This is a genomic window from Paenibacillus tyrphae (genome assembly GCF_024158745.1).
Lineage (GTDB): Bacteria > Bacillota > Bacilli > Paenibacillales > NBRC-103111 > Paenibacillus_G > Paenibacillus_G tyrfis_A.
Genome location: NZ_JAMZAW010000055.1, coordinates 1 through 3,280, shown reverse-complemented (window position 1 = coordinate 3,280; position 3,280 = coordinate 1). Strand labels below are relative to the sequence as shown.

Sequence of the window (3,280 nt, the reverse complement as noted above, 5' to 3'; positions counted from 1 at the left end):
ACCCGATGGCAACATCGAGTACCTGGGCCGGATCGACCATCAGGTGAAAATCCGCGGTTACCGGATCGAGCTGGGCGAGCTTGAAGCGGAGCTGCTGGCTGTGGAAGCGGTACAGGAGGCCGTAGTCGTGGCCCGCGATGACGGCCAAGGCCAGAAGCAATTATGCGCGTACTATGCAGCAACTAAAGAGCTGACGGCGGGCGAGCTGCGAGAGGCGCTGTCCAAGGAGCTGCCAAGCTATATGGTGCCGACGTACTTCATCCAGGTTGAACGCATGCCACTTTCCGCTAACGGCAAGATCGACCGCAAGTCGCTTCCTGCACCGGAAGCAAGCGTGCAGTCAGGCGAGGCCTATGCCGCACCGCGTACGCCAGTGGAGCGTGCGCTCGCGAATATCCTGCAGACGGTGCTGGGCTTGAGGACGGTCGGCATTCACGACAATTTCTTTGATTTGGGCGGCGATTCCATCAAGTCGATCCAGGTGGCGTCCCGCATGATGCAAGCCGGCTATAAGCTGGAGATGAAAGATATTTTCAAATATCCGACCATCGCTTCGTTGAGCGCTCATGTCCGTACAGCCGTCCGGCTTGCGGACCAAGGGGAGGTAACGGGTGAGGCGCCGCTAACCCCGGTTCAGCGCTGGTTCTTTGAGCATAATCCGTCTCAGCCGCAGCATTTTAACCAGTCGTTCATGATCTACCGTCCGGATCGTTTTGAAGAAGGGGCTTTGCGCCAGACGTTCCATAAGCTGGCTGAGCATCATGACGCGCTGCGCCTGGTTGTCCAAGACAGCGGAAACGGCTATCAAGTCCGGTACCGCGCCGTCATGGAGGGCGAACCGCTTGACCTTGCAGTCATCGATCTGCAGGACAGAGAGATGGACGATTCCTTAAACCATTGGATCGAGGAGAAGGCGACGGAAATTCAAGGCTCCATCGATCTAAACGCCGGACCGCTCGTCAAGCTGGGACTGTTCCGCTGCGCGGATGGCGACCACCTGTTGATCGCGGTACACCATTTGGCTATTGATGTGGTGTCATGGCGTATCTTGTTTGAAGATTTCATGACGGGATACGAGCAGGCGTCGAAAGGTGAAGCGATCCGGCTGCCGCTGAAAACAGACTCGTTCCAAGCTTGGGCCCAGGGACTCGAACAGTACGCAGACAACCCAGCCTTAGACAGCGAAAGGGCCTACTGGCAGCAGATCGAACAGGCATCCTGCCGTCCGCTGCCTAAGGATTATGCGTACGAACGCCCGCAGCTGCAGGACAGCGAGCTGATTACGCTAAATTGGACGCCTGAGGAAACCGTGCAACTGCTGAAACAGGCGCACCGCGCTTATAACACGGAAATGAACGACTTGCTGCTCACGGCGCTCGGTATCGCTATTCAGCGCTGGAGCGGCCTGGAGGATGTGCTGGTTAGTCTGGAAGGGCACGGACGCGAGCCGATTATTCCGGAGCTGGACATTACACGCACTGTCGGCTGGTTTACGAGCGTGTACCCGGTGCTGCTGTCGCAAGGAGCCGATATGACGCTGCGCGAGTGGATCAAGCGGACCAAAGAGCAGCTTCACGCCATACCGGATAAAGGTATCGGCTACGGCCTGCTAAGGTATCTATCACAGAAGCAGGAAGCTCCGGCGCTTCGGGCCGAGCCTGAAATCAGCTTCAACTATTTGGGACAGCTTGATCAGGACTTCCAGCAGCATGATATTCGCTTGTCTCCGTTTGCCGGCGGAATGACGGCGAGCGCTGATACAGCGCTGCGCTTTGCGCTTGATTTGAATAGCTTAGTCGTAGACGGGTCCTTGCAGCTCACGATTAGGTATAGCGCTAAGCAGTACCGCAGGGAAACGGTGGAGCAACTCGCAGGCCATCTCCATGCCAGCCTGCAGGAAGTGATTGCGCATTGCGTTTCGAAGGACCGCACCGAGCTGACGCCAAGCGATGTGTCCTTGAAAGGCGTAACGATTGAGGAATTGGAGCGGCTTATGCTGCAAACGGCGGCCATTGGCGAGATCGAGAACGTGTACAACTTGACGCCAATGCAAAAAGGCATCTTGTTCCACGGCCTGCTGGAAGCCGGCTCCGGGGCGTATTTCGAACAGACGTCGTTCGATTTGAAGGGCGAGTTCGAGCCGGAAGCATTCGCTCAAAGTCTCGACTTGCTGGTGCAGCGCCATGAAGCCCTGCGCACGAATTTCTACACAGCGTGGAAGGAAAACCCTGTCCAGGTCGTATTCCGCAGCAAACGCGGCACACTGGTCTTCGAGGATCTTAGCGGGTTCAGCGCCGAGGAACGTGAAACGGAAATCGCGCGGTTTAAGCGCGAGGATCGGGAGAAAGGCTTTGACCTCGCCCGTGATCCGCTGCTGCGCATCGCGATTTTGCGTACCGGCCCTCAAGAGCACCATATGATCTGGAGCTTCCACCATATCATCATGGACGGCTGGTGCCTCTCGATTGTGGCACAGGAAGTGTTCGAAGCTTACTTTGCGCTGGTCAGGGGCAAGCAGCCTGAGCTATCCGAGGTATGGGCGTACAGCTCTTACATCGAATGGCTGGAGCGGCAAAACACGCAAGAAGCGTCTGCTTATTGGAGCAGGTACCTGTCAGGTTACGAAGAGCAAACCTTGCTGCCTGCTGGCAAGCCGGGGAACTCGGAGGACGTATCCGGGTATCGCGCGCAGCGTTACGACCATGAGCTTGGAAGCGAGTTGACGAAACGGATTCATCAGACTGCAAAAGCACATCAAGTTACGATCAACACATTGATCCAAGCCGCATGGGGAGTTGTGCTTCAACGGTACAACGGTACGGATGATGCGGTGTTCGGCAGCGTGGTGTCGGGACGTCCCGCAGAAATTCCGGGCGTGGAGCGGATTATCGGACTATTCATCAACACGATTCCTGTCCGCATCCGCTGCGCAGGGGAGGAAAGCTTTGCTGACGTCATGATGCGGGCGCAAGAGCAGGCGATTGCCTCCAATGCCTACGAAACGTTCCCGCTGTATGAAATCCAGACATTGACGGAGCAGAAGCAGGATCTGATCCGTCATATCGTGATCTTTGAAAACTATCCGGTGGATGAACGGATGGAGCAGCTTGGCGGAGATCGTTCCGCGCTTCGATTGTCCGGCGTTCAAAGCATGGAGCAAACGAACTATGACTTAAATCTTGTTGTGCTGCCGGGCGAATCGATGAAGCTTTACATTGGTTATAACGCAGCCGCATTTGAGCCGGAAGCGATCGAACGGATTCAAGCCCACTTGACTTAC

General features: G+C 56.2%; 1 protein-coding gene. It reads left to right on the top strand.

Annotation, left to right across the window (positions count from 1 at the left end; translation table 11 throughout):
• Window positions 1–3,280 (top strand): condensation domain-containing protein (locus NI000_RS36435; RefSeq protein ID WP_253416157.1); only part of this gene is annotated, 3,280 nt, incomplete at both ends.